20 protein-coding genes and 2 pseudogenes are annotated in these 25,962 nt (G+C 42.7%); 9 read left to right on the top strand and 13 right to left on the bottom strand.

From position 1 onward, the window contains the following. Positions 1 to 115: 115 nt before the first annotated feature. The 5 genes from dnaK to ACAM39_RS00090 all read right to left on the bottom strand — a co-directional run bounded on the left by dnaK (position 116) and on the right by ACAM39_RS00090 (position 6,147). A complete protein-coding gene (dnaK, locus tag ACAM39_RS00110; RefSeq protein ID WP_369627771.1) occupies positions 116 to 2,038 on the bottom strand; it encodes a molecular chaperone DnaK in 1,923 nt (640 codons plus the stop codon). A gap of 161 nt (positions 2,039 to 2,199) precedes the next feature. Further along, positions 2,200 to 2,781 (bottom strand): nucleotide exchange factor GrpE, encoded by a 582-nt coding sequence (gene grpE / locus ACAM39_RS00105; RefSeq protein WP_369627770.1) that lies wholly within the window; start codon positions 2,779 to 2,781, stop codon positions 2,200 to 2,202. A gap of 212 nt (positions 2,782 to 2,993) precedes the next feature. Then, on the bottom strand, positions 2,994 to 3,599 hold the full coding sequence (locus tag ACAM39_RS00100; RefSeq protein ID WP_369627769.1) for an L-threonylcarbamoyladenylate synthase: 606 nt from the start codon (positions 3,597 to 3,599) through the stop codon (positions 2,994 to 2,996). 49 nt (positions 3,600 to 3,648) lie between these two features. Beyond that, complete coding sequence (gene dprA, locus ACAM39_RS00095) at positions 3,649 to 4,878, bottom strand: DNA-processing protein DprA (protein ID WP_369628615.1); 1,230 nt, start codon at positions 4,876 to 4,878, stop codon at positions 3,649 to 3,651. Positions 4,879 to 5,043: 165 nt separating this feature from the next. After that, positions 5,044 to 6,147 (bottom strand): LysM peptidoglycan-binding domain-containing protein, encoded by a 1,104-nt coding sequence (locus ACAM39_RS00090; RefSeq protein ID WP_369627768.1) that lies wholly within the window; start codon positions 6,145 to 6,147, stop codon positions 5,044 to 5,046. A gap of 363 nt (positions 6,148 to 6,510) precedes the next feature. On the opposite strand from ACAM39_RS00090, the gene def reads away from it, so the two are divergent. Beyond that, positions 6,511 to 7,041 carry a peptide deformylase gene (def, locus tag ACAM39_RS00085; RefSeq protein WP_128680988.1) on the top strand — a complete coding sequence of 177 codons (531 nt, stop codon included), beginning with the start codon at positions 6,511 to 6,513 and terminating at the stop codon, positions 7,039 to 7,041. A 22-nt stretch (positions 7,042 to 7,063) separates the two neighbouring features. After that, positions 7,064 to 7,666, top strand: a complete 603-nt coding sequence (gene hisB, locus ACAM39_RS00080) for an imidazoleglycerol-phosphate dehydratase HisB (RefSeq protein ID WP_007117432.1) — start codon at positions 7,064 to 7,066, stop codon at positions 7,664 to 7,666. A gap of 93 nt (positions 7,667 to 7,759) precedes the next feature. On the opposite strand, the gene ACAM39_RS00075 is transcribed toward hisB, so the two are convergent. After that, positions 7,760 to 8,248 carry a YajQ family cyclic di-GMP-binding protein gene (locus ACAM39_RS00075; RefSeq protein WP_036591734.1) on the bottom strand — a complete coding sequence of 163 codons (489 nt, stop codon included), beginning with the start codon at positions 8,246 to 8,248 and terminating at the stop codon, positions 7,760 to 7,762. A 291-nt stretch (positions 8,249 to 8,539) separates the two neighbouring features. Here ACAM39_RS00075 and ACAM39_RS00070 point away from each other — a divergent pair, with 291 nt between their 5' ends. Then, positions 8,540 to 9,286, top strand: a complete 747-nt coding sequence (locus ACAM39_RS00070) for a glutathione peroxidase (RefSeq protein WP_369627767.1) — start codon at positions 8,540 to 8,542, stop codon at positions 9,284 to 9,286. Positions 9,287 to 9,333: 47 nt separating this feature from the next. Here the strand turns inward: ACAM39_RS00070 and ACAM39_RS00065 are convergent, their stop codons facing one another. Next, complete coding sequence (locus ACAM39_RS00065; RefSeq protein WP_369627766.1) at positions 9,334 to 11,307, bottom strand: ATP-binding cassette domain-containing protein; 1,974 nt, start codon at positions 11,305 to 11,307, stop codon at positions 9,334 to 9,336. A gap of 132 nt (positions 11,308 to 11,439) precedes the next feature. Between ACAM39_RS00065 and erpA the strand changes: the two genes are divergently transcribed. The 4 genes from erpA to ACAM39_RS00045 all read left to right on the top strand — a co-directional run bounded on the left by erpA (position 11,440) and on the right by ACAM39_RS00045 (position 14,944). Next, positions 11,440 to 11,772 (top strand): iron-sulfur cluster insertion protein ErpA, encoded by a 333-nt coding sequence (gene erpA, locus ACAM39_RS00060; RefSeq protein ID WP_060994958.1) that lies wholly within the window; start codon positions 11,440 to 11,442, stop codon positions 11,770 to 11,772. Between the two features lie 397 nt (positions 11,773 to 12,169). Continuing rightward, entirely contained in the window at positions 12,170 to 12,526 is a 357-nt protein-coding gene (locus ACAM39_RS00055; protein WP_060994948.1) for a roadblock/LC7 domain-containing protein, read from the top strand. Positions 12,527 to 12,736: 210 nt separating this feature from the next. Continuing rightward, a complete protein-coding gene (gene gshA / locus ACAM39_RS00050; protein ID WP_369627765.1) occupies positions 12,737 to 14,302 on the top strand; it encodes a glutamate--cysteine ligase in 1,566 nt (521 codons plus the stop codon). Between the two features lie 120 nt (positions 14,303 to 14,422). Further along, a complete protein-coding gene (locus tag ACAM39_RS00045) occupies positions 14,423 to 14,944 on the top strand; it encodes a disulfide bond formation protein B (RefSeq protein ID WP_369627764.1) in 522 nt (173 codons plus the stop codon). 87 nt (positions 14,945 to 15,031) lie between these two features. On the opposite strand, the gene guaA is transcribed toward ACAM39_RS00045, so the two are convergent. Next, on the bottom strand, positions 15,032 to 16,615 hold the full coding sequence (gene guaA / locus ACAM39_RS00040) for a glutamine-hydrolyzing GMP synthase (protein WP_369627763.1): 1,584 nt from the start codon (positions 16,613 to 16,615) through the stop codon (positions 15,032 to 15,034). Between the two features lie 489 nt (positions 16,616 to 17,104). On the opposite strand from guaA, the pseudogene ACAM39_RS12420 reads away from it, so the two are divergent. Together ACAM39_RS12420 and ACAM39_RS12415 are read left to right on the top strand one after the other, a co-directional pair. Continuing rightward, positions 17,105 to 17,569, top strand: a pseudogene (locus ACAM39_RS12420) (hypothetical protein); the annotation flags it as partial. A gap of 96 nt (positions 17,570 to 17,665) precedes the next feature. Next, positions 17,666 to 18,028: pseudogene (locus ACAM39_RS12415) on the top strand (glycine zipper domain-containing protein); the annotation flags it as partial. A gap of 540 nt (positions 18,029 to 18,568) precedes the next feature. Here the strand turns inward: ACAM39_RS12415 and ACAM39_RS00025 are convergent. The 5 genes from ACAM39_RS00025 to dnaA all read right to left on the bottom strand — a co-directional run bounded on the left by ACAM39_RS00025 (position 18,569) and on the right by dnaA (position 25,862). Continuing rightward, positions 18,569 to 19,159 carry a manganese efflux pump MntP gene (locus ACAM39_RS00025; RefSeq protein WP_369627762.1) on the bottom strand — a complete coding sequence of 197 codons (591 nt, stop codon included), beginning with the start codon at positions 19,157 to 19,159 and terminating at the stop codon, positions 18,569 to 18,571. Between the two features lie 103 nt (positions 19,160 to 19,262). After that, positions 19,263 to 21,755, bottom strand: a complete 2,493-nt coding sequence (gene gyrB, locus ACAM39_RS00020) for a DNA topoisomerase (ATP-hydrolyzing) subunit B (protein ID WP_369627761.1) — start codon at positions 21,753 to 21,755, stop codon at positions 19,263 to 19,265. Positions 21,756 to 22,017: 262 nt separating this feature from the next. Further along, positions 22,018 to 23,190 carry a DNA replication/repair protein RecF gene (gene recF, locus ACAM39_RS00015; RefSeq protein WP_369627760.1) on the bottom strand — a complete coding sequence of 391 codons (1,173 nt, stop codon included), beginning with the start codon at positions 23,188 to 23,190 and terminating at the stop codon, positions 22,018 to 22,020. Positions 23,191 to 23,242: 52 nt separating this feature from the next. Further along, complete coding sequence (gene dnaN, locus ACAM39_RS00010; protein WP_369627759.1) at positions 23,243 to 24,418, bottom strand: DNA polymerase III subunit beta; 1,176 nt, start codon at positions 24,416 to 24,418, stop codon at positions 23,243 to 23,245. A gap of 103 nt (positions 24,419 to 24,521) precedes the next feature. Then, complete coding sequence (gene dnaA, locus ACAM39_RS00005; protein ID WP_369627758.1) at positions 24,522 to 25,862, bottom strand: chromosomal replication initiator protein DnaA; 1,341 nt, start codon at positions 25,860 to 25,862, stop codon at positions 24,522 to 24,524. Positions 25,863 to 25,962 lie beyond the last annotated feature (100 nt).

Below are 25,962 nucleotides of genomic sequence, written 5' to 3'. Positions count from 1 at the left end.
TCAGTGGTGGCGTATTATACGTGAATTGGAATGGGTGTCAACACCTTTTTTTTCAAATAAAATAAAAATACCGCCTTGCGGCGGTATTTTATTGATGCTCTAATCAGTGAACTGATTATTTGTTGTCATCTTTTACTTCGGTGAATTCTGCATCGACAACCCCATCATCTTGCTTGGTTTGTTGTGGCTGTGCATCACCCGCTTCTGCCGTAGCGCCTGCGTCAGCATAGATTTTTTGACTAACCGGTAAGAAGGCATTGTCTAGGGCTTCAAGTTTTGATTTGATGTCATCTAGATTATCTTCTTTGACAGCCAACTCTAGCGCTTTAATAACGTCTTCTACTGCAGTTTTATCGCTATCGGTTACTTTATCAGCGGCATCTTTCATGGCTTTTTGTACGCCATGAATACGACCATCTGCTTCGTTACGTACTTGCGCAAGTTCAGCAAATTTGGCATCTTCAGCGGCATTAGCTTCAGCATCACGAACCATTTGCTCAATTTCAGCATCTGATAGACCTGAGTCGGCTTTAATTTGGATACTTTGTGCTTTACCAGTCCCTTTGTCTTTTGCTGAGATATTCATAATACCGTCAGCGTTGATGTCAAAGGTAACTTCAATTTGCGGTACGCCACGCGGTGCGGGTGGAATATCGGTCAAATCGAAACGTCCAAGTAATTTGTTTTGTGCAGCAATTTTACGCTCACCTTGGTAGACCTGAATAGTTACCGCAGGTTGGTTGTCATCCGCTGTCGAGAACACTTGTGATTTCTTGGTTGGAATCATGGTGTTTTTCTCGATGATTGGTGTCAACACACCGCCCATGGTTTCGATACCTAGCGTTAACGGTGTCACATCAAGCAGTAGTACGTCAGTTTTGTCACCAGACAGTACCGCACCTTGAATCGCTGCACCCATCGCTACCGCTTCATCAGGGTTCACATCTTTACGAGGCTCTTTACCAAAGAATTCTTGAACACGTTGTTGCACCAATGGCATACGGCTTTGACCACCCACCAAGATAACGTCATCAATATCAGACGCTTTTAAGCCCGCGTCGCTCAGTGCGATTTTACAAGGCTCAATGGTACGGTTGACAAGCGCTTCAGTTAAGCTTTCTAACTTGGCACGGGTTACGTTTACCACTAAGTGTTTTGGACCTGTGGCATCGGCAGTGATATACGGTAAGTTAATATCCGTGCTTTGTGAGCTTGAAAGTTCGATTTTCGCTTTCTCTGCCGCTTCTTTTAGGCGCTGCATTGCCAGTGGGTCACCTTTTAGGTTCACACTGTTTTCTTTTTTGAATTCTTCAACTAAGAAATCAATTACTGCTAAGTCAAAGTCTTCACCGCCTAAAAAGGTGTCACCATTAGTTGAAAGCACTTCAAATTGCTGCTCGCCATCAACGTCTGCGATTTCGATGATTGAAATATCGAAAGTACCACCACCTAAGTCATAAACCGCAATCTTACGGTCTGCACCGCCTTTTTTGTCCATCCCGTAAGCTAAAGCCGCCGCTGTAGGTTCGTTGATGATACGTTTGACATCAAGGCCTGCGATTTTACCAGCGTCTTTAGTGGCTTGACGTTGGCTGTCATTAAAGTAAGCAGGTACAGTTACTACCGCTTCAGTCACGCTTTCACCCAAATAATCTTCTGCAGTTTTTTTCATTTTTTTCAAAACTTCAGCAGAAATTTGAGGTGGTGCTAATTTTTTACCGTTGATGTCAACCCAAGCGTCGCCATTGTCAGCTTTGACAATTTTATATGGCACCATGCCGATATCTTTTTGCACAACTTTGTCTTCAAACTTGCGACCAATTAAACGCTTGATAGCAAATAAGGTATTTTGTGGGTTGGTTACCGCTTGGCGTTTAGCTGATTGACCCACTAAGATTTCGCCGTCATCTTTATAAGCAACGATTGATGGGGTGGTACGTGCACCTTCAGCATTGTCGATGACTTTAACTTTGTCACCTTCCATCACTGCAACACATGAGTTGGTTGTACCTAAGTCAATACCAATAATTTTAGCCATAATTAAATTCTCCAATTTTTATTTTGATGGTAAGTGGTGATGAGCACCACGTTGTCTTGTATTTTTATATCGGTTTACCGAGGGTTTTTTTCAAGCAGTTAGCAAAAGTTTTTTGCTACGCTTGTTACCCATCGGCCAATCCGTGGTTTACTGCTTGCCTACTAGCTACCTACGCGAACCATGGCGGGGCGCAATAAACGCTCATTTAGCGTATAACCTTTTTGTAGTACTTGACCGACTTGGTTGGCACTTGCCTCTGGGTCGATACCCACAGCTTCATGCAGGTCAGCATTGAATGTTTCGCCTTGTGGATCGACCACTTTTACGCCGTATCTTTCTAGCACCGTAAGCAGCGACTTGTGGGTAAGTTTGACGCCTTCAAGCACAGGATCATTGTCAGATTGGCTACTTTCAATTGCACGTTCAAGGTTATCCACGGTTTCTAATAGGTCTTTGGCAAACTTTTCTAAGGCGAATTTTTTGGTTTTTTCGGTTTCTTGCTCCATGCGGTTGCGCGCATTGTAGGCCTCAGCATTGGCACGGGCATGGGCTTCTTTGGCTTCTTTGACTTGACCTTCAAGCTCGGCAATACGCTGCTCGTAGGTGCTTAAGTTGATGTCGCTAGGAATGGTTTTTTGCTCGTTACTTGGCTCAAACTGTTCCATGGCATCTTTTAACTCCGTTGAGACAGCGTCAGTTTGGTTATGCGGTTGCGTATTTTGGTTATTATCAGCTGAATTCATCAATCATCACTCCTATTATCAAATTAACCATCACCAAGGTAACAGTTACACGTTAAAACGGTTAAAGTTATCGGCTTTGATAATGGTGAATCCCTTTGATTTCAAGAGTGAATAGCATTATTTGCGGGTCAAAATGGCGTTTTTCCTATGAAATCCACACTAAATTTGCGTATTTATGACATGAGAAGATAAAAATTGCTAAAAACAAGGCGTTAAGCGCGTACTTGTTGTTGGGTTAGTGCGTCAAAAATTTGGCTAGGTCGAACAAATCCAAGGGTGTCGCCGAGTAAATAACCGATGGCATCACCAAAGTATTGATAAGCCGCCGCGAAATCAGTAGCAGGTGTTAAACCCGATAGGTTACAACTCGTGGATACCAAAAATCCAAATGGGTTATTATTGTCTACATGGGCAATGTGATTGCAAAGTTTGGCAATCATCGGATGGCTAATCACCCGTATGGCTAAGCTATCTCGCCCACCTGTGACCCACTCGGGGATTTTGCCTTGCAATGATGCAGGAATCGGTAACAACCAAGTGGTGGCTTGTGCATCGCTAGACTGCCAACTTGCCGCAATGGTGTTGACTACCTGCTGTGGTAACGGCTGTAAAAATGGCTGAATATGCGCGATATCGCCTGTGATAACAATCATGCCTTTTTCGATTGGACGTTGTTTAATCGCTAAAATCTGTTTCACTGCGGTTTCGTTAAACGGGTCACAGCCGATTCCCCACACCGCTTCGGTTGGATAAGCGAGCAGATTGCCGGCTTGTAAAAATTGCTGAACTGCATCGAGCTGGGTGTCATTAAATTGCATTATATACCTCGATTATTTTGTAGTTTTTTTTGCTCATCGCTTATCAAAATTAAGGACGGCAGCGCATATATAGACCGCCGCGCTGCATTACCAGTCCCATGAGTTCAAGCTCAATCAGCCAGCCCATGAGTGTCGCAATATCGGTGCGGGTCTTATCGACCAAGCTGTCTAAATCTTGCCCGACCCAATCGAGTTGATTAAGTAGTGTCTGCAAATGCGGCGGCACATCCATCGCCAATGGCGCTTGGTGCGGCTGAGTGTTTGGTGCTGATTCGGACGGTAATTGAGGGCTATTGCTCACTGCCTGGGCAACTATCGGCGCTGTTTCAACCTCGGTGGCTTTGACAATCGGTGATTTAAAAATTGATAAATCTTCCAAAATTTGTGAGGGATGATCGACCAAGGTCGCACCCTCACGAATCAATTGGTGGCAACCTTTGGCATTGAGGTTTTCAATATGACTAGGAATAGCAAAAACTTGTTTGCCTTGCTCGTTGGCTTCTCTGGCAGTGATGAGTGAGCCGCTTTTGGCAGCGGCTTCTACAACCAAAGTTGCCAAACTTAGCCCAGCGACGAGACGATTGCGCCTTGGAAAATGGTAACGATTGCTCGGCATATCAGGTAATAATTCACTAATGACGCAGCCACCTGACGCAATAATATGGGCTTTAAGGTTGGCGTGATTTTTTGGGTAACAATGTTTAATACCATTGCCCAGTACCGCAATAGTACCACCTTGTGTGCCCGTCATCTGTAGACTTAACGCACCTAAATGCGCTTGTTTGTCAATGCCTTCTGCCATGCCACTGGTGATCCATAAGCCTTCGTGCGCCAAATATTGCGCCATATCAAAGGCAATTTTTTCGGCATGTGGGCTAGGTTTACGACTTCCAACGATGGCCAATTGAGGTTGGCTTAAGGCAGATAAGTTGCCTTGATACAATAGCAAAGGGGGTGGGTCATAGATGTTTTTTAACTGCGTCGGATATAAAGGGTCATTATCAAACACAACCCCATACTGCCCTTGTGATAGTTCTAATAGCGTATCATGCAAAAATTGGCTGGTTCGACTGGCGCGGATAAACTCAGCAAAGCGTTTATGGTGATTATCATGCAAGCCCAGCGCTTGCCAGTCTGCTAGCTTGGCTTGAATGGCTTGTTCAGCGCTACCAAAACGCGCTACAAGCTTGTTATAAACAGGTACCGATAAGTTCACTAAATGCCATAACAATAAGGCGGCCTGCTGCGCCGGGTTTAGGTTAGGCTGATAGTCCTGCATCACGTATATTCCTTAGGCATGTATAGGGCTTATGAATGTTTGCTATTATAAATTTTTCTCACAATAAAAACTTTAAAGACAGCAAAGCCAGTCAAGGTGACTGGCTTTTGAACAATCGCTTACCCATCAAGCATAACCAAGGGCAAGCAAAGGTAAGCGAAAGCGTTAATTGCCGACCGCAGGCAATAAAAAATCTTGCTCATGAATCGGTGATTCTGCATCAAGTACATAAGCGTAGCTAATATCGTTAAATGCTTTAAATACCATCACATGACCGATTTGCTCACTTGGCAAGCGTACTGCCCCACCTTTCACGGGTGAATAGTCGTCCAAGACTAAAGCGCCTTTCTGATAAACCGTCAACACATCGCCTGGCTCAGCGCCTTGGCTAGTACCCAAATTAATGGCAATCACCCCATCTCGACCTGTACTACTAATTGAGTTTAAAATGCGAATCACGCGACCGCCACGGGTAACGCTGGCAGGTTTTGGATAAAAAGCGGGGGGCAAATACTGACCGACTTCGACAAATACACGGTCGCCTTCGCGCACTTCTTGACCATACGATTTTTTAAGCTCGATACTAGAAACACCGTTTGATGCTACGCTAGTGACGATACCTGCGGCAACTTGGGTGACTTCAAGACCGATGACTTTACGGTTGGTTGGGTCAACATACGGTTCGCCCTCACGATACACGCCATAGCGTTGTCCCACAATGAGTGGCACGCCTTTGGCATAGATTTTGTTACCCACACCTGTGATAATGTTTTTATCTTTTGAAGCAAGTACATAGGGGGTAGTTTTAAAGTCATCAGGCGATACGATGATATTGCGCTCAAGCCATGTTTCAATGGCAGTCAAAGGAATCGCAGTAATACTACCGGCGGCACTTACCACTGTGGTTGTGGTGACTGGCGCGCTCATGGCTTTTTCAATGCCTGCACAGCCTTCACCCGTATCTACACCGACCAATTTTTGCCCTTTAATCACACATAAGATAATCACATCTTTTGGATAAATCAGATGCGGATTACGAATCTGCTTATTAGTCGCCCAAATTTCTTTCCAGCGCCACGGACTTTCTAAAAATTTACCGGAGATATCCCAAAGCGTATCACCTTTTTTTACTACATAACGGTTAGGAGCATCGGCTTTGATACGAGGCGGCGGGTTGTTGGCAGCGGCCACCGAAGTCACTGTCATACCTAGGGTTGCCAATAAAGCGAAGGATAATTTTTTCATTGTCGTGGTGTTATAGTTCGTCATAGCCCAATGCTCAAGGTTAACTGCTTAACGCTTTAAAATAGCATACTCTTTACCATCACTTATAAAAATCATAGCCAAATGTTGTGTTATGTGTCGCAAAATCACCCATAATTTGCACTATGTAAATTTTGGTTAGCATAGCATAAAATAATTGGGGCTTCATAAATTTTCTCTTTAAATCGTTTTTTTAAATGATTTGGTTTTGGTAGATTTTAATCACTCAATCATTATCATTGATTATTTGCTATTGTGAAGCGATTGGTTTGCACCTATATATAAGTTATAGTAGCCAAACTTTAGCGTTTGCGTTACCCTATGCCAATTTTTTTAGATAATTTTTGCTTTATTAACAGTTGACCGATTATGACTTTACGTACCATTTTAAATTACCCAGATCCGAGGCTTCGTACCCTTGCCAAGCCTGTCACTCACTTTGATGATGACCTAAAAACCTTGATTGATGATATGTTTGAAACCATGTATGCCGCCAAAGGTATTGGTCTGGCGGCGACACAAGTGGATGAGCACATTCAATTGGTGGTGATGGACTTATCTGAAGATGGCAGCCAGCCTCGGGTGTTTATCAACCCTGTTATTACCCCATTAGCCGATGAATTATATAGCTACGAAGAAGGGTGTTTGTCTGTGCCAGAGTATTATGACAAAGTCGATAGACCCAAACATGTCAGAATTGAGGCTGTCGACGCGCAGGGCAACCCGTTTGTTGAGGAAGCACAAGGCCTACTTGCCGTATGTATCCAACATGAAATTGACCACTTAAATGGTAAAGTTTTTGTGGATTATTTATCCAAGCTCAAACAAGACCGGGCGCGTGATAAAGTGCGTAAAGTTATCAAACAACGTGAAAAAGATGCTGAACATAAAAGATTGTGATTTTTAACTGTAAGGGAAAACCATGACCACTCGCCCATCGCGTATCGCCACTGTCACACGAAATACCGCCGAAACCCAAATCACCGTGTCTATCAACCTTGACGGTACCGGTCAAGGTAGTATTGACACGGGCGTGCCATTTCTTGACCATATGCTTGACCAAATCAAACGGCATGGCTTAATTGACATGGATATCACCTGTAACGGTGATACCCACATTGACGACCATCATAGTGTCGAAGATGTTGGCATTACACTAGGTCAAGCCTTTAAACAAGCAATTGGCGATAAAAAAGGCATCGTGCGTTATGGACATTTTTATGCCCCGCTTGATGAAAGCCTTAGCCGTGCGGTAGTAGATATTTCAGGTCGCCCTGGACTGCACATGGATATCCCATTTACCCGTGCGATGATTGGTGGGTTTGATGTGGATTTGTTCAGTGAATTTTTCTATGGCTTTGTCAATCATGCCATGATAACTATTCATTTGGATAACTTGAAAGGCAAAAACAGCCATCACCAAATTGAAAGTACGTTTAAGGCATTTGCTCGTGCGCTACGCATGGCGGTGGAATATGATGAACGCGCACTCGATAGATTGCCTTCTACGAAAGAAAGTCTTTAATAGCAACCTGTAAAAATAAAAGCCCTGTTTGAAACAAGGGCTTTTTTTATGCTAGTTGTTTTGTACTAATTTTTGCGTGCTAATTTTTGCGTTTTAGTCTTTAAAATTATTAAATTGCAGTGGCACGCCAAATTGTTTTTCTTTTAAAAACGCCATCGCTTGCTGTAGCGTGTCTTTTTTCTTATCATTGACCCGTACTTTATCGCCTTGAATCGCTGCCGATACTTTCAAATCCGACTCTTTTAATGCCTTACTGATTTTTTTGGCAGTATCGCCATCAAGTCCATCTTTGAGATTGACCACCTTTTTCATTTGTTTGCCCGAGCCTTGATTATCCTGTGGGTCGAGCGACTGCAAATCCACCCCACGTTTTATCATGTTTTTCTCAAGCATGGCATACACGTTTTCCATCTGCAACTCATTGTCTGCGGTGATGGTGATTTTTTTGTCTTTTTCATTCAGTTCGACTTTAATATCGCTGCCTTTGAAGTCAAACCGGGTGGCGATTTCTTTCTCGGTATTTTGTACGGCATGTTTAACTTCAAATAACTGTAACTCTGAAACCACGTCAAATGATGGCATAAGGTTTTCCTTATCAAATTCGTTAAATAAAATCTAAAAAATCTGCCCTATCATAACTGATTTTGTCAATTTTTAACAATTGACTAGCTGTTTTTACCGAAGTTAATCATATAAAATAAATCATAAACTATATAATGATTTAAAATACTGATTAAAATACTGATTAAAATAATTAACTTTTTAATCACGCTGATTACAGTTTTTTACCTTATTTGTTTGTATAATGAGTAAATAGATAGGTAATTTACTAAAAAATGTAGTATAACAATTTACCATAATAAGGAGTAGGACATGGCGTTTAGCGATATGATTGGCAAACAAGTGCCAAGCGTGACTTTTCATACCCAACAGCAAGGCAAATGGGTAGATATTAGTACGGATGAATTATTTAAAGGCAAAAAAGTAGTATTATTCGCCTTACCTGGGGCATTTACACCAACGTGTTCATCACTGCATTTACCCCGCTATAATGAATTGGCAACTGAATTTGCTAAACTAGGCGTTGATGACATCGTGTGTGTCTCGGTCAACGATACGTTTGTTATGAATGCTTGGGCAAAAGACCAAGACTGTAGCAATGTAACCGTGATTCCAGATGGTAACGGTGAGTTTACTGAAGCGATGGGGCGCCTAATTGATGACTCAGCAATTGGGTTTGGCAAACGTTCATGGCGTTATTCAATGCTGGTCGATGATGGTAAAATCGTCAAAATCTTTGACGAACCCCAAGACAGCGGCAGTGATGACCCATACGAAGTATCAGATGCCGATACCATGATTAAATATATTGACCCAAACTGGCAAGACAAACCCTCTGTCTCTATTTTTACCAAGCCTGGTTGCCCACATTGTACCAAAGCCAAAGAAACGTTAACCCAAAAAGGCTTTGAGTTTGAAGAAATTGTACTTGGTAAAGATGCCAGTATTACCTCAGTGCGAGCAATTACTGGTCGTGAAACCACCCCGCAAGTATTTATCGGTGGCAAGCACATCGGTGGTAATGATGACTTGCAACAATACTTTGCTGATGCAAAATAATGTTTGATTAAATAAAAAAAGACAGTCTAGGCTGTCTTTTTTATTGTCTAATTAAAATTATTTTCGATGTCTTCGAGTGCCATCATCAAATTCATCACCTGCTCTTCGACTGCTTCAATCTCACTTTTTAATGCCGTCTGCTCATCGAGCAACGTTAACAAATCCGCTTTTAGGCTATCCTCGTACAGACTGGTATCGCCTAACTGTTCTTCAATTTTCGCCAGTTTTTCGCCCAATTTTTCTAGCTGTTCCTCATCGTTTTCGATTTTTTTACGGATGGGCGCGGTGAGTTTACGCTGTTCAGCGGATTTTTTGCGTTGTTCTTCTTTAGATAATGCATTGGGTGCGCTAGACGTTTCACGTGAAACATCTTTTCTATGGTCAGCTAATTTTTTGTCTTCGAGCTTTTTATTGTCGTTCGCTTGTTTGGCTTGCTGTTTGCGGGTTTGTGATAACCACTGACTATAATAAGCGATGTCATTGTCAAAGACATTACATTGCCCATCATGCACCAAATATAGCTCATCGCAAACATTGGCTATCATTTCTCGGTCATGTGACACCAGAATGACCGCCCCTTCAAATTCTTGCAAAGCCATGCTCAATGCTTGCCGCATCTCCAAATCTAGGTGGTTGGTCGGCTCGTCTAATACCAACACATTGGGGCGCTGCCATACGATGAGCGCAAGGGTGAGTCTAGCCCGCTCACCGCCAGAGAATAACTTGCTTTGGGTATCAATACGCTCACCGCGAAAGTCAAAACTACCTAAAAACGCCCGTAAATCAGCGTCTGAGGTTTTGCCTGCGAGACGCTGCAGCATCAACATGGGGGATGCTTCGCCATCGAGGCTATCCATTTGGTGTTGGTTAAAATATCCTAGTACTAAACTATCTGCGGCTTTACGCGTCCCAGCCAAGATAGGCAACTCACCCACCAAGCCTTTAATGACCGTTGATTTGCCTGCGCCATTCATCCCTAGCAGCCCGATGCGGCTGTCAGGGGTAATTTGTAGGCGAATTTTCTCGATGAGCGCGACACCATTGTAACCTACACTGGCATTATTTAGCACCAATAATGGCGATGTTAATTGCACAGGGGATTTGAACCGAAACTGAAACGGATTGTCCGCCATGATAGGCGCTAGCTCGGTCATCCGTTCTAGCTGTTTGACACGGGCTTGCGCTTGTTTGGCTTTGGAGGCTTTGGCTTTAAAACGGCGGATAAAATCTTCGAGGTGCGCACGGGTTTCTTGCTGTTTTTCAAACTGTTGCTGCTGCTGGGCTAGGCGTTCACTACGGGTACGCACAAAGGTGCTGTAATTGCCTGTATAAAGGGTCATTTGTTGGTTCTCAATGTGCAAGATATTACTCACCACATTATCCAAAAACGCTTGGTCATGCGAAATCATGAGTAGCGTGCCGTCATAGGCTTTGAGCCATTCTTCAAGCCACAAGATGGCATCTAAATCCAAGTGATTGGTCGGTTCATCAAGCAACAATAAATCCGCACGGCTCATTAAGGTTTTGGCAAGGTTTAGGCGCATACGCCAGCCGCCTGAAAAACTACTCACAGGTTGGCTTTCTTGAGCAACATTAAACCCAAGTCCTGTCATGATTTGGGACGCTTTTGCAGGGATACTATAGCCATGGATATCATCAAAGCGGGCGTGCACGTGGGCAAGCTCATCTTCTGACAAGGTATCTGGATGGTTAATCTTATCTTGCAGCTCAAAGTATTCTTTGTCGCCACTCAATACAAAATCTATCGCCGACTGGTCAGTGCTTTCAATCTCTTGCGCCATATGACCGATTTGCCAACTGTTGGGAACCGATAGACCGCCTGTATCGAGTGCCAATTCGCCTTCGCCTTTTTGGGTCAATAGCGTCGCAAAAAAACTGGATTTACCTGTGCCATTGTTGCCTGTTAACCCGATTTTCCAACCTGGATGGATTTGCAAATTAACATCTTTAAATAATACGCGCCCATCACGGCGAATACTGGCATCTTTTAGTTCTATCATAATCGGCTCAAAACTCAAAAAATTTGACTAAAATTAAATGGGAAAATTCTTGATAGTATAAAGCAAGCACCCCATAATAAGAAAAAAGTTTTTATAAGGAATACCCCGATGATTGATACCGTAACTGATAGTATGGTTGATGGCATGACCTTGACCGATAATGCTGCCAAAAAAGTGCGTAACCTACGTGATTCAGAAGGCAATAACGACTTGATGCTGCGGGTATATGTGACGGGTGGTGGCTGTTCGGGTTTTTCATATGGTTTTAATTTTGAAGAAAACTTGGGCGATGATGATGCTACCTTTAGCAACGCTGATGTAGCATTGGTCGTTGATAGTTTGAGCTACCAATATCTACATGGCTCAACCATTGATTATGTGGAAGGATTAGAAGGCTCGCGTTTTACCGTCAACAATCCAAACGCCACCACGACTTGTGGTTGTGGTTCGTCATTTTCTATCTAGCTTTACTGGCTAATTTTACCGGGTTTCTTTACCCAGTTTATTTGAATGATTAAAAGGCTTTAGCTTAAATTCTGTCTTAAATATAGTCAGTAACTGTTAAGTTTAGCCTTTTAATTTTCGTTTATCCTGTATTTGTTACCTTTGAATAAAATCATCTACATTTTTTCAGCGTTTATCAGATTTGATTTGTGTCATTAGCCTTTATCCGTAATAATGTTTTTATCAACAGCGTGATGACACTTAACCGTGTTATCATCAACTACCCTAATATAGGTTGATATTAATTTATTCTTGTTAATTACTTAATGTTAAATGTGTTAATGATTTAAGTTTGTTAGCTAAGCAATGATTAATAAGCAATCTTTATTATTAGTTTAATAACACCAAGGAGCTTATCATGGCTAAATTATCTTTAGACTCACTCAATAACATCGACGGTTTCATTGCAGCTGCATTGGTTGACAGCGAATCAGGTCTAGCACTTGCTTCAACCGGTAATGGTATCGACCTTGAAGTTGCAGCAGCGGGTAACACTGAAGTGGTACGTGCAAAACGTAAAACTTCTAAAGCATTAGGTCTTAACGACAATATCGAAGATATCTTAATTACATTAAGTAAACAATATCACTTAATCCGTCCGCTAGTACGTAACGAAAACCTATTTTTGTACCTAGTACTTGATCGCCAAAAATCAAACCTAGCCATGGCGCGTCATGAATTAAAAGGGTTTGAGACTGAATTAGATTTCTCTTAATGCCTTATTGCTGATTAAAAGTTTCAGGTAAAAATTACCACTTAATTAAATAATGGGATAGTTTTTATCATACCCACGGTATTATTACTGTGGGTTTTTTACGTTTGGGGATTATTGGAATTGGTAATTTCGTCATCACGATATTTTGATAGTGTTTGTGTAAATTTGGTGGCATAATTTCACACAATTAAAAATAATTCTAGGATAACTATGACCCAAGCGCCTCAAACTTGTACTTCTTTGCAGCTACCTTCTTGGCTGACCGCTGAAAACATTCATGGCATGCTACGGGGTATCGAAAAAGAAGGCTTACGTATGAGCCCTGAGGGATATATCGCCACTACCCCACACCCGACAAAGCTTGGCTCAAAACTCACTCACCCTTTTATCACTACTGACTACGCTGAAAGCTTGTTAGAGCTGATTACTGAGCCAAAACCCACGGTAAAAGAAGCGCTTGATATGCTGCGTGATTTGCATATTGTGGTACAAAATGCTTTGACCGATGACGAGCTGTTTTGGTCGATGTCGATGCCTTGTATGATTTCGGGTGATGAAGATATTTTGCTGGCAGACTATGGCACCTCAAACTCAGGTAGATTAAAAACCCTATATCGTCACGGCTTGGGTATTCGCTATGGTCGCCGTATGCAGACCATTGCTGGATTGCATTATAATTTATCATTTGGTGATAATTTATTCACCGCTTGGCAACAGCAGTTAGGTGATACCCAGTCATTAACTGAATTTAAAAATGAAAAATATTTGGGTCTGATTCGTAACTTCAAGCGTCTCAGTGGTATGGTGCTGTACTTGGTTGGTGCAAGTCCTGCCGTATGCGCGTGTTTTTTAAAGGGTCGCGAGCATCCGCTACAGCCAATGAACGCATCAACTTACTATTTACCCAACGCTACCTCTCTGCGTATGGGCAAACTGGGTTACCAAAATAGTGTACAAGATGATTTAGATATCCGTTACAACAGTCTCGATGAATATGTCGCAGGTTTGCGTAATGCCATCCACACGCCGCATCCTAATTTTAGCGCGTTGGGACTCGATGACGACAATGGCTATCCCATTCAAATCAATGACCATATTTTACAGATTGAAAACGAGTACTACAGTCCAATTCGACCCAAACAAATTACCCAACCTGGCGAAAACCCCAGTGATGCCTTAGCCAAGCGCGGTATCGCTTATGTGGAACTCCGAGCGATTGACTTAGATCCGTATAGCGAAATCGGTATCAGCTTAAATACCGCCTGTTTTATGGAAATTTTGGCATTGTACTGTCTATTGCTCGATAGTCCTGACTTATTGCCCGATGAAGATGCCCTACTTGCGCAAAACCAAGAAAAAATCGTCAATCAAGGGCGCGAGCCAAACTTAATGATTGATACAGGAGCTGGGCAAGTCGCATTTAAAGACTGGCTACTACAGCATCTGCTAAGTATGCGTAAGCTATCAGAACTCATGGATGTTACTTATGGTAGCAATGATTACCGCAACGCGTGGCAAGCGATGATGGCAAAAGCACAAAATCCAGACAATACCCTATCAGCACAAGTATTAGCCGATACCGAACGCTTTGATAGTAGCTGGCAGTTTGGTAAGTCACTGGCGCAAATGCATGCCAATCGCTTAAGACATCAAGGATTGCTCCCTGAGCAAATGACTTACTTTGAGCAGCTTGCCAAAACCTCTGTGCATGAGCAAGCCGATATCGAGCAGAATGACACACAAGATTTTTATGCCTATGTGGGTCAATTTCGCTAGTTAGTAGGTGCTAGTAATCAGGTATCGTTGGGCTGATTATTCTATAGCGTTAAATTTCTAAAATTCTAAGCGCTATGATTTGGCTTATTCTTTTTCACTAAATTGTTTGATGGTTTTTTTATGCGTGATACTTCATTGACCCACAGCTTGTTAAGTTATCGGGGACTGGCAGGACTATTAACGTTAGCCAGCATTATTGGCATGAGTTTCGCCTATTTTTATTTGCAAGGGGTGGTAAAATTAGACCCGTGTCCGCTGTGTATCTTTCAGCGAGTGGGTTTGATTGTGATGGGGATTTTTGCGTTTATCGCCTTTTTGCTCAATCCAAAACAAGCTTGGGCAAAGATTTTGTTGATGTTTGGCGCACTGCTCGGCATTTTGTGGTCAATTGCGGTGGCGATTCGCCATGTATGGATTCAACACCTGCCACCTGACCAAGTACCCTCATGTGGTCCTGGGTTAGACTATTGGATGGATACGCTGCCGATTGCCCAAGTGTTGAAAGAAGTATTTAAAGGTTCTGGCGAGTGTGCGGTGATTGACTGGACGTTTTTAGGCTTTAGTATCCCAGAATTATCATTGGGGTTTTTTAGCATTTTATTGGTAATGATTATTTTAGCGATCCGTAAAAGCAATACTTGATAACGTTACCGGTCGTGGTTTAAGTGGTTTAAACCCACAAAAAAGGCGATAATTAATCGCCTTTTTTTATGAGCTTTTTTAGTCGCTTTATTCCCATTCAATGGTCGCTGGTGGCTTACTTGAGATATCGTAGGTCACACGTGATACTTCTTTGATTTCATTCATGATGCGATTGGACACGGTTTCAATCAAATCATACGGCAAATGGGCAAAACGCGCTGTCATAAAGTCGATGGTTTCAACCGCCCGTAACGCAATCACCCACGCATAGCGGCGACCGTCACCGACCACGCCCACTGATTTTACCGGTTGGAACACCGCAAACGCTTGTGCGGTTTTATCATACCACCCAGATTTTTCCAACTCTTGCATAAAGATGGCATCGGCTTGACGCAAAATATCAGCATACTCTTTTTTCACTTCACCCAAGATACGCACGCCTAGCCCTGGACCTGGGAAAGGATGACGATAAATCATTTTTTCAGGTAGCCCTAATGTCACGCCGAGCTTACGCACTTCATCTTTAAACAAATCACGTAAGGGTTCAATGAGTTTAAACTGCAAATCGTCTGGCAAGCCACCGACATTGTGGTGCGACTTGATTACATGCGCTTTGCCTTGGTGACTTTTTGCAGATTCAATGACATCGGGGTAAATGGTACCTTGTGCCAAGAATTGAATGCCTTTGCCCTCACCCGACAGTTCACGCGCGGTATCTGCAAACACATCGATGAATGTTTTGCCAATGATTTTACGTTTGGCTTCTGGATCGCTAACGCCGGCTAATGCGGTCAAAAAACGTTCTTCAGCATCCACGCGAATGACTTTAACGCCCATGTTTTCAGCAAAAATTTGCATCACTTGGTCGCCTTCATGGAGCCGTAACAAACCATTATCAACAAACACACAGGTTAGCTGCTTGCCAATCGCTTTGTGAAGCAGTGCGGCTACCACCGAGCTATCTACGCCGCCCGAAAGTCCCAACAACACTTGCTCATCGCCAATTTGTTCTTTTAATTGCGCGACACGCATTTCAATGATATTGTCCGGTGTCCATGCATTGGCACAGCCACAGATTTGGTGCACGAATCGGCTAATCAATGCTTCACCTTGTAGCGTATGGGTCACTTCTGGATGAAACTGCACTCCGTAATAATGCTTGCTCTCATTTGCCATCGCCGCAATTGGACAGCTTGGGGTTATCGCAGTCACTTCAAAGCCTGTAGGTAACTCAACAACTTTATCGCCATGACTCATCCAAACGTGTAATTTGTTAGGCTCATCTTCAATATCTTTAAAGAAGCTATCTTGAGCGGTTTTTTCAATGATAGCAGCGCCAAACTCTTGGTGACTACTGGCTTCTATTTTGCCACCAAACCGATCTGCCATCGCCTGCATACCATAGCAAATGCCTAGTACAGGCACATTGATATCAAATACGGCGTCATTAATTTTTGGGCTATTTTCTGCATACACGCTCTCTGGACCACCCGATAAAATAACCCCTTTTGCACCAAAGTCGTGAATTCGCTGTGCGTCGATATCGTATGGGTACATTTCACAGAATACTCCTGCTTCGCGCACGCGGCGCGCAATCAGTTGACTGTACTGTGAACCATAATCCAATACCAAGATACGGTCTTGTTTGATTGAGTTGTTGGATGTTGACATACGAGCCTCTTTAAATTTGGATAAATAGCTTAATTGAACCGATGCTAACAGGTTTCAAAAATTTATGGGTATTGTACCAATTAACGGCTTTATTTGCTGATTTTTATAGAATGAATAATGGCTGCATAAATGTTTTAAGTAAAAATTTTCCCTAAAAAATTTCTATAACAAAGGGTCTTTACTTAGGTTTTTTTATATCATTTTCACCAATTGATTATCTTTGTTACACAAACCTCATCCAAGAGGCTTTAGGTTTACCAAACTCTACGAAAAGATTGCTGATACTGATACAGAGTAGACGCAAAAATTTATTATCATGAAACGGTAATAACCGAAAACGGTTTTACGAAAAAATTGATTTTAACTTATTGATTTTAAGTTGACGTCACGTTTAATCGTTTTTCGACAATAAAAATAATAGCCGTATTAAAAATTTTCTCTAAAGACTAATATGGTTTGGATAAAAAAACTTCAAATGAGGATACAATCATGGTAGATAATATTAATAATTCAGACTTAAACCGCGACCCTATCACTGGTGAGCCAGGTTCACACCCAATCGGTACTGCAGTAGGCGGTATGGGTGGTGCCGCAGCGGGTGCGGCTATCGGTGCTATTGGTGGTCCATTGGGTATGTTAATTGGTGGCGCAATCGGTGCGATCGCGGGTGGTGCTGCAGGTCACGCTGCAGGTGAAGCTATTGACCCAACGATTGAAGATACTTATTGGAACGATACTTATTCACAAACAACGTACTATAGAGATGGTTATGATTATACCACTGACTATCAACCAGCTTATGCCGTCGGTTATGCCAATCGTGCAAAATACCCAGCGGGCACAACGTTTGACAGTGTGGAATCTGATCTTGAACGTAGCTGGCATGAAGTAAAGGGTAGTTCACGTCTTGCATGGCAAGATGCCAAAGAAGCGATTCGTGACGGTTGGGATAGAACAGATGCTCGTATTGCTGGTCAAGAATATTCACCACGTCTTCGTACAGTGGATGGCTATGCAGAAGGTGAAGAAACAGTGGATGGCTATGCAGAAGGTGAAGAAAAAGGTCATCCTGTTGCTACTGGTACAGGCGCATTAGGTGGTGCCGCAGCGGGTGCAGCCGTTGGTTCGGTAGCGGGTCCTGTTGGTACATTGATTGGTGGTGCGATTGGTGCCGTGGCAGGTAGCGCGGCAGGTCATGAAGTCGGTGAAGCAGTCAACCCTACTACTGCTGAAGATGCCTATGAAAAACCTCACCCAGTTGCCAGTGGGTCTGGCGCACTAGGTGGCGCAGCAGCCGGTGCGGCCGTTGGTTCAGTAGCGGGTCCTGTTGGTACCTTAGTGGGTGGCGCGATTGGCGCTGTAGCTGGTGGTGCAGCCGGTCATGAAGTCGGTGAAGCAGTTAACCCAACTCAGGCAGGTGAACAACGTAAAGAAGCTAATCCTGTTGCCAGTGGTACAGGTATGGCAGCTGGTGCCGCTACAGGCGCAGCGATTGGTGCAGTAGGTGGTCCAGTAGGTTCATTGGTTGGCGGTGCCATTGGTGCTGTAGCAGGTGCAGCCACAGGTAACGCCGTAGCAAATACGCTTGAAGGTAATACAGAAGAAGATACCTACTGGCGCAATAACTACAATACAACGACTTACTATAGCCAAGGCTATGATTACGATACTGACTATCGCTCAGCGTATGATTATGGTTACCGTGCACGTCATCATTTTAATACTGCTAATGACTTTGAAAGTGTTGAAAATGACTTACGCACTGATTGGGAACAATTCAAAGGTAGCTCACGTTTGACTTGGGACCAAGCTCGCCTAGCAGCACGTGATGCCTGGTATCGTATTGAGCGTTAATCTTTCGATTAATTTAGCTTAAAATAAAAAAAGACTTTCATTTACTTGAAAGTCTTTTTTATTTGAACTGTTGAAATCCAAGACAAAAAAACTGGTCTATTAAATTACCATTTTAATGCCAATACCGATTAACACTAACCCACCAAAAATTTCAGCTTTACTCTCTAACCATGTACCTGATTGCTTGCCCATAAAGACGCCAATAAAGCTAAAAATTCCTGTTACCACGGCAATTACTGCACAGGATACATAAGGATTGACTGGAATTAAATTTAAGGTAAATCCAGCTGCCATTGCATCAATACTAGTTGCAATCGCTAAAGTAGTCATGGTTTTATGCGTGATGACAACATTGGCATCATTGGCGATATCTAAAGCAATATTGTGCGGGGTGGAATCTTGTGATGTGGCATCTTCATCATCGCCAGATAAGGCTTCATACAGCATTTTTCCACCAAGCCCGACTAAAATAATACATGCGATCCAAGGTGCCCAATTTGCGATAAATCCTAAGATTGAACGTCCACCGAGATAACCAATCAAAGGCATCAACCCTTGAAAGACGCCAAAATATACGCCTGCCATGACCGCAATTTTGGTCGTATCTTGGCGGTGTTTGGCACCCAATCCAATCGCTACAGCAAAGGCATCCATTGATAAGGCTATCGCTAGCAGTAATAAAGAAATCATGTGATATCTCTTTTAAAAATTCAAGCTGAAATAAAACCACCTTATTACAACATAAGGTGGTTTGCATTGTATTAAAGTATTAAAACATGACCCTAAAATTGGATTAAATATCTAAGTTGGTCACCGTTAACGCATTCTCCTCAATAAAGGCACGACGCGGTTCTACATCATCCCCCATCAGACAAGAGAACAAATGGTCAGCGGCAATCGCATCTTCAATGGTGACCTTTAGCATATGGCGATTTTCTGGGTCCATCGTGGTTTCCCATAATTGATCAGCGTTCATCTCCCCCAATCCTTTATAACGCTGAATCGCTAAACCACGGCGCGCATCACTCATAATAAATTGCCATAGATAACCCATATCTTTGATCGGCAGTTTTTTATCACCTTTAGCAATATAGGCGGTATCTGACAACATGTCTTTCCACTGACTGGTCAAGCGATGCAAACGACTATACTCACCTGAACCAATAAATGCGGTATCTAACAAGTATGCGTGTGGCAATTGATGGATAAAAATCGTCACGCGCGGTAGATAATAGGTTTTTTGATGATCGCCTTCTTGTTTGCTAAAGGACTCTAATTCAATTTGTGGGTGTAATCCGTCTGCCGTCACTGCTAGATTCTGCGCTAACGCTTCTACCCAATTTCGCATTTGCGTTTCATCTTCAATCATTGGCATGCTAAGTTTGTTGGTAATTGCCAACGCATCCAATACGGCGCTTGGATATTTGATTTGCAAACGGTTTTTGATGGTCTGAGTTTGGTTATAATCATTGAGCAAGGTTTCTAGTGCTTGCCCTGTGACCGCAGGCGTACCTTCACTCAAATGCAACTGGGTATCATCAATGGTTGACGACAATAAATAGGCCTTTAACGCTTCATCATCTTTGACGTACAATTCTTGGCGACCTTTTTTCACTTTATACAGCGGTGGCTGTGCAATATAAATATGACCACGTTCTAATAGCTCTGGGGTTTGACGGAAAAAGAACGTCAGAAGCAAGGTGCGAATATGTGAACCATCCACGTCCGCATCGGTCATGATGATAATTTTGTGATAGCGTAATTTATCAGGATTGTACTCATCAGGTCCGATGCCTGTACCCAATGCGGTAATCAAGGTACCCACTTCCTGCGACGATAGCATCTTATCAAAACGCGCACGTTCTACGTTTAGAATTTTACCTTTCAGCGGCAAAATCGCCTGCATCTTACGGTTACGACCTTGTTTGGCAGAACCGCCTGCCGAGTCCCCTTCCACAATGTACAGCTCTGACATCGCAGGGTCTTTTTCTTGGCAATCAGCAAGTTTGCCTGGCAGACCTGCGATATCAAGTGTCGTTTTACGGCGAGTCATTTCACGAGCTTTACGCGCCGCTTCTCTTGCACGGGCGGCATCGATGATTTTACCAGCAATCCCTTTGGCAGCATTGGGATTTTCAAGCAAGTAAGCGCTAAACTTATCGTGCATGGCTGATTCAACCGCTGGTTTGACTTCACTCGATACCAGTTTATCTTTTGTTTGGCTTGAGAATTTTGGGTCAGGTACTTTGACAGAAATAATCGCCGTCAGACCTTCCCGCGCATCGTCACCTGTTACCGCAACTTTTTCTTTTTTCATCAAGTTTTCGCTATCCATATAGCTATTTAGGCAGCGTGTTAATGCCGAACGAAAACCAGAAAGATGGGTACCACCATCTTTTTGCGGGATATTGTTGGTAAAGCATAATACTTTTTCGTTGTAGCTATCTGTCCATTGCAATGCCACTTCGACGCTGATACCATCATTTTCTTGACTGGTAAAATGAAACACCTCATTTAACCCAGTTTTGCCCGCATTGATGTAATGAACGAATTCAGATAGACCGCCGACGTGCTCAAACTCATGGCGTTTGTCATCGCGCTCATCCGTCAATACGATGCGTACACCCGAGTTTAAAAACGACAATTCGCGTAAGCGCTTGGCGAGAATTTCAAAATCAAAAATCGTGCCTGTAAAAATATCATCGCTTGGATAAAAACGCACTTGTGTACCTGTTTGCTGGGTGGCTTCAAGTTGCTCGACAGGGGCTACGGGCTCACCATCGGCATACGTTTGGCTATAGTGGTAGCCATCACGCCAAATATCAAGCACCAGTTTTTTCGATAACGCATTAACCACTGACACACCAACACCGTGCAAACCACCTGAGACTTTATAACTGTTGTCGTCAAATTTACCGCCCGCATGCAGTACTGTCATGATAACCTGCGCGGCTGACACTCCTTCTTCTGGGTGAATATCGACAGGAATACCGCGTCCATTGTCTTTGACGCTGACCGATTCATCTTCATGGATGATGATGTCAATTTGATCACAGTGACCCGCCAAAGCTTCATCAATGGCGTTATCTACCACTTCAAACACCATATGATGCAAACCCGTGCCATCGTCGGTATCGCCAATGTACATACCAGGGCGTACACGCACGGCTTCTAAGCCACGAAGTACGCGGATACTGTCAGAACCATAAGCTTTATTTTGTTGATGACTTAATTGGGTAGTAGATTGTTGTGTCTGATCGGCTACATTCGCAGATGTATCAGTCATGATGACTCCATAAGTTTTGCATGGCAAAAACGTCAGAACATACTCGATTTTATGGTCAAAATCGTTGATTTTTTTCTTAGTTTTTTGGCGAAAAATAAAGGGTTTATTGTAGCAAATTTCAGGGGAAAAGTCACTGAATATCCCTGCTTGTGAGAGGCAAAATAGTGATTTAGCTGAGCTAAAAAAGAGGGAGTTTAAGTTACATCAGTTTGAAAAAATACTTAATCATCTAGACTTAGTCACTTAAAAATATTATTGGTTTTTATAGGTCATTTTTAATAGGTTGTGTTTTAAGCGGTAATTGTCTAAAGCTTCCCTGTTCCACGTGAAACAGTTTTATATTATCCTGCCAAATCTTTTGAATACTATCGACGATATCTTGGGTAAGACTGGTGATAAACAGCTGTGAATTAACTTGTTTTAAGCCAGTTAATAACAACATAAGCGCGTCATTATCCAATTCCGCTGTGATATCGTCCACCAATACCAAGGGTACTTTATCGACCTGATTGAGTAACGGCAACTGCGATAAGCGAAGCGCCATGACCAATAATTTTTTTTCACCCCGTGACAGCATATCGGTGGCAAGCAATGTCTGCTTGTGTTTATGCCCTGCTGCATCGGTATGCACTAAATCTAGCACAACATTGATATCAGCCCGATGGCATCCCATACGCGTATAGCCAAGCTCAATGTCAGACGCTAAACGATTGGCTAAGGTAATTGCTAAGCCAGCTTCAGTATCAAACCCCGGTGTATAACGCAATCGTAATTTTTCGGCATACTGGGGTAAAAATTTTTGCACTTGCGCCAAAAAATGGGGCTGCCATTGTTCAATGATGTAGGCCCTTGCTTGGTGAATTTTTTCTGCATGTTGGCTTAGCTGGTGATCCCAAGCTGACAGTTCTTGCTGTTGCAGGCTAGTTAATGAGACGTTGCCAGCATTTTGCTTTAATAAGCTATTGCGCTGTTTTAGTAGACGCTGATAAGACAACCAATTGGGGTGGAATGATTGTTCCACGTGAAACCCTAACCAATCTAGCATTTCACGCCTTGCTTGACTACCGTCTTCTAGCTGTGCAAGGCTCACAGGCTCGAGCAATAGGGTGGGTAGTAGCTGCGCAAGTGGGCTTTGGGTAACAAGCGACTGACCATTGAGCCGTAATTGCGTGGTAGCATCTTGGGATTTGGCAATAGCGACCGTTTGCTCATGATTGAGCCTAGCAAAAACCGTCGTATCGCTAAAACCATGCTCAATATAATGCCTGGGTTGATGATGGCGAAAACTTTTGCCGCGCGATAATAAATATATGCTTTCTAATAGCGACGTTTTTCCGCTGCCATTTTGCCCCAAGAACACATTACAACTGCTGGGTTGTAATTCAATCATGTGAAGATTGCGAAAATGATGAATAGCTAATTCAATAATTTGCATGATTTATCTACTTGACTACTCATCACTGGATTGAAAAAAATATGCCCGCTGACTAAATACGCATTGGCATAACCACAAATTCGTGTTTGCTGTCATTGACTTGTTGTACCAATACCGAAGCATTGGCTTGGCTCATGTTAAAGTCAATTTCGCCTTGCAGTACATTCAGCACATCTAGTAAATAAGCCACGTTAAATGATATCTCTAATGGCTCACCTTGATATTTAACCTCAAGCTGCTCACTGGCTTCATCTTGCTCAGCATTACTAGCACGTACCATCAAATTGTTATCGCCTGAAAAATCAAAAATCACACCACGCGATTTCTCGTTACTCAAAATAGCCACGCGGCGAAGCACATTCGCCAGCTGCTCTTGGCTGATACGGGCAATTTTGTTGGTCAATGACGGCATGACGCGGCGATAATCGGGGAATTTACCATCAATCAAACGCGCGGTAAAAGCCACCATGATGGCATTTTTTAGCTGACCTGTGCTATCAACTTCTCCAAACGGGAGTAAGACTTGTAAAAATTCACGACCGACATTGAGGGTGATTTTATTATCTTGATTCGGTAGCAGGCGTTTAAGCTCTGCTAACAAACGTTGTAATTCAAGTACGGCTTTTCTTGGTAAAATTGCAGACAGTGCCACGTTATCATCACACGCTATCACTGTACGAGCCAATGCCAAGCGGTGACCATCGGTTGATACTGTCGCTAATTGCCGCTCTTTAACCTCAAACAGCATACCGGTGAGATAGTAACGCACGTCTTGCACTGCCATCGCAAAATGCGTTTTATCGAGCAAATCGACTAGGTCTTCACGGCCCAATTGAATAGGCGTGACTTGCTCGGGCTCACCCAATAGGGGAAAGTCTTGGGCAGGCAAGGTGCTGAGTTTAAAACGACTACTACCGCAGACAATTAAACACTGATTGTCGTTAGCGACAGTGATAGAGACCGGTAAACCGTCGGGCAATAATTTTACGATATCTTTGAATTTGTTGGCAGGAACGGTGATTTCACCTGGTTGTTTGCACGCCGATGCTGGCAAATTAAGGGTGGCTTGTAATTCAAGCTCCAAATCTGACGCTACCATCACCAATTGAGAGGGGGTTAACGCCAATTTCATATTTCCCAAAATCACCATGTTATGGCGTTTGTCAGCGGCTTTTGAAATTAAATTAATCGCTTGTAGTAACAAATCGCGAGAGATTACTAATTGCATGGCACCGCCTCAAATCAAAATGAATGGTTTAACAAATGGAAAAATTACAATCTATTATACGGGGTAATTAACTAAAAATCTTTTTAATCGAGTTAACAAAATACTAGGTCTGTAACATTAATTTTAATGAGCGATAATCCTTATCAAACATCAGATCGCTGACACAAAGTTCTTGAACTTTCTCACAGGCGTGCATCACCGTGGTATGGTCGCGACCGCCAAATGATTGACCAATTTCTGTAAAGCTGTTGTTGGTTAGTTCACGGGCTAAACTCATAGCCACTTGCCGCGGACGAGCGATATGACGTAAACGCTTTTTACCCATTAAGTCTTTGACTGAGATATCATAAAACTCAGCAACAACTTTACGAATATTATCCATACTGACCGCTTGTACACGCATGGCAATCAAATCTTTTAACGCCATTTGTACCAGCTCTAGATGGATAGGCTGATTGAGCAAACGAGAAATGGCTAAAACTTTGTTGAGTGCGCCTTCCAATTCTCGCACATTGGCGATGATATGCTGAGCGATAAAAATGGCGCACTCTTTTGGCAAATTCACCTCTTGCGCTTTGGATTTTTTTTGCAAAATTTGAATACGGGTTTCTAACTCTGGCGGCTCCAACGCTACTGCCACCCCCCAAGCCAGACGTGACTTCAAACGTTCGTCAAAATCAGTCAATGCGCTCGGGTGTTTATCAGATGCCAAAATCACCTGTTTATTTTTGCTCATAAAATCATTGAGCAATAGCAAAAACTGCTCGCTACTTTTTTGCTTGCCCGCAATTACATGAATATCATCAATAATCAATAAATCGGCTTTTTTTATTTTATCTTTGAACTCATCGATTTTTTGTTTTCTTAATGAATTCACCAGCTGGTTAACAAACTTATCGGACGTGAAGTAATAAAAACTTTTGCCTTGCTTTAAAATCTCATGGGCAATTGCTTGCATCAAATGGGTTTTTCCCAAACCTGTCGCGCCATAAATAAACAGCGGATTATTTTTAGATTGACCCAAATTGTTGGCAGTCTCTCGGCAAATACTATAAGCGATTTGATTGGATTTTGCGGTTACAAATTGGTCAAACGTGAAGTGCGGATCGATGTACTGAAAAGAGCGTTGCTGCTCATTTTTTACCAGCGTCACGTTTTGCTCACCAAGCTCTTGTGTGCTAATAGCGTCAGTGATTGCGTTACCCTTATCAATTTGAATCTGCACATGAATCGGTAGGGTTGGCTCAAGCTGATGTAAAATCGTTTGAATTTGACTTAAATGATTTTTTTCAACATAGCTGGCAAAGTACTGATTAGGTACATTGACGACCATCGTGTTGTCATGCATTGAGGCGGATAATGGGCGAATCCACATGGTAAAAATATTATCAGGTACTTGATATTTTAATTCGTCAACGCACTTAAGCCATAACGCATCAGCCATAACTTCATTTTCCTAATTCAAGTATCTTCAAAATCGGTGTAATGTATCATAAAACCGCGATTTTACAAATAAAATTATTGTGGATAATAATGTGGATATA

Origin of the sequence: Moraxella sp. K02 (assembly GCF_041154755.1) — a bacterium.
Taxonomy (GTDB): domain Bacteria; phylum Pseudomonadota; class Gammaproteobacteria; order Pseudomonadales; family Moraxellaceae; genus Faucicola.
The sequence above is the reverse complement of the archived record's forward strand: the minus strand, read 5'-3'. Positions and strand labels throughout refer to the sequence as shown.

Coding starts and splice junctions, on each gene's coding strand:
- dnaK (WP_369627771.1), bottom strand. CDS start 2,038: ATGGCTAAAATTATTGGTATTGACTTAGGTACAACCAACTCATGTGTT.
- recF (WP_369627760.1), bottom strand. CDS start 23,190: ATGCAAATTATTGAATTAGCTATTCATCATTTTCGCAATCTTCACATG.
- guaA (WP_369627763.1), bottom strand. CDS start 16,615: ATGTCAACATCCAACAACTCAATCAAACAAGACCGTATCTTGGTATTG.
- gyrB (WP_369627761.1), bottom strand. CDS start 21,755: ATGACTGATACATCTGCGAATGTAGCCGATCAGACACAACAATCTACT.
- ACAM39_RS00100 (WP_369627769.1), bottom strand. CDS start 3,599: ATGCAATTTAATGACACCCAGCTCGATGCAGTTCAGCAATTTTTACAA.
- def (WP_128680988.1), top strand. CDS start 6,511: ATGACTTTACGTACCATTTTAAATTACCCAGATCCGAGGCTTCGTACC.
- dnaA (WP_369627758.1), bottom strand. CDS start 25,862: ATGGCTGATGCGTTATGGCTTAAGTGCGTTGACGAATTAAAATATCAA.
- hisB (WP_007117432.1), top strand. CDS start 7,064: ATGACCACTCGCCCATCGCGTATCGCCACTGTCACACGAAATACCGCC.
- ACAM39_RS00025 (WP_369627762.1), bottom strand. CDS start 19,159: ATGATTTCTTTATTACTGCTAGCGATAGCCTTATCAATGGATGCCTTT.
- gshA (WP_369627765.1), top strand. CDS start 12,737: ATGACCCAAGCGCCTCAAACTTGTACTTCTTTGCAGCTACCTTCTTGG.
- ACAM39_RS00090 (WP_369627768.1), bottom strand. CDS start 6,147: ATGACGAACTATAACACCACGACAATGAAAAAATTATCCTTCGCTTTA.
- erpA (WP_060994958.1), top strand. CDS start 11,440: ATGGTTGATGGCATGACCTTGACCGATAATGCTGCCAAAAAAGTGCGT.
- ACAM39_RS00070 (WP_369627767.1), top strand. CDS start 8,540: ATGGCGTTTAGCGATATGATTGGCAAACAAGTGCCAAGCGTGACTTTT.
- grpE (WP_369627770.1), bottom strand. CDS start 2,781: ATGAATTCAGCTGATAATAACCAAAATACGCAACCGCATAACCAAACT.
- dprA (WP_369628615.1), bottom strand. CDS start 4,878: ATGCAGGACTATCAGCCTAACCTAAACCCGGCGCAGCAGGCCGCCTTA.
- dnaN (WP_369627759.1), bottom strand. CDS start 24,418: ATGCAATTAGTAATCTCTCGCGATTTGTTACTACAAGCGATTAATTTA.
- ACAM39_RS00055 (WP_060994948.1), top strand. CDS start 12,170: ATGGCTAAATTATCTTTAGACTCACTCAATAACATCGACGGTTTCATT.
- ACAM39_RS00045 (WP_369627764.1), top strand. CDS start 14,423: ATGCGTGATACTTCATTGACCCACAGCTTGTTAAGTTATCGGGGACTG.
- ACAM39_RS00075 (WP_036591734.1), bottom strand. CDS start 8,248: ATGCCATCATTTGACGTGGTTTCAGAGTTACAGTTATTTGAAGTTAAA.
- ACAM39_RS00065 (WP_369627766.1), bottom strand. CDS start 11,307: ATGATAGAACTAAAAGATGCCAGTATTCGCCGTGATGGGCGCGTATTA.